We start from the raw sequence: 793 nt of genomic DNA on the forward strand, positions 1-793 counted from the left end.
CCGCACCTTACGCGGGGCGGCGCCGCGGCCGCAGCACCGTGCGACGGGGTGTGGAAATGAAAGTTGACCCGGGCCGATCAGGGCCCGGGCACTTTCAACTCAATCCTGAATGCTCAGCCCGTATTCCGCCGCTGCATCCTGCAGCCACAGCCACCAGTAGTCGGAGAAGCTGCGACGGATCAGCAGTTCCCAGGTTTCATCGCCGGTGCGGCGGATCACCAGTTGCGACTTGGCGAACACCGTGCCGACCGCCTTGCCCACCGGGAAGTTGTTCGGGTGCACGTCGTAGCTGGTGGATTTCATCAGCACTTCGCGGACTTTCGGCCCGCTCAGTTCCAGCAGGGTCTGGCCGCCGCTGACGTTGACCACGGCGATGTGCTGGCCGGCCAGGGCTTCGCGCAGTTTGTTCTCCACGGCCACTTCCTGGCCGCCGGGGACGATCAGCAGCCACTCGTCCGGGCCCATCCATTGCAGCGACATTTCGTCATTGGCAACGACGGTCAGGGCCACCGGCAGTTCCAGGCCCAGGGCCTTGAACACGCCGCCGGCGAAGGCCGGGTCGTGGCCGTTGCCGCGCAGGGTCAGGTGACCGAGCAGTTTCTTTTCACGCAGGGTGACCCCGGCGTTCTTGCGGCCCTTGCCGACCAGGCTGGCCAGGTCGGCATGCGCCAGCGGCGATTCGGCCTTGGCGCCGTTGGTGGGGCGTTGTTGGTAGACGTTGACTGTGGTCATTGGACACCTGTCTCTGAATTCTGTGAGCTGCCGTGTTGTCGATGCGGGCCTCATCGCTGGC

The 793-nt window shown here is 65.3% G+C and carries 1 protein-coding gene; it reads right to left on the reverse strand.

All coding sequences use genetic code 11. From position 1 onward, the window contains the following. Nucleotides 1-99: 99 nt before the first annotated feature. Nucleotides 100-732: a sarcosine oxidase subunit gamma gene (locus F2S13_RS28925; RefSeq protein ID WP_166367299.1), complete on the reverse strand. Its 633-nt coding sequence runs from the start codon at nucleotides 730-732 to the stop codon at nucleotides 100-102. Nucleotides 733-793 lie beyond the last annotated feature (61 nt).

This window comes from Pseudomonas akapageensis, from assembly GCF_011355085.1.
In the GTDB taxonomy this organism is placed as follows: Bacteria; Pseudomonadota; Gammaproteobacteria; order Pseudomonadales; family Pseudomonadaceae; genus Aquipseudomonas; species Aquipseudomonas akapageensis.

What these genes read in the sequence shown, in the direction of transcription:
- F2S13_RS28925 (WP_166367299.1), bottom strand. Translation starts at nt 732, where the DNA reads ATGACCACAGTCAACGTCTACCAACAACGCCCCACCAACGGCGCCAAG.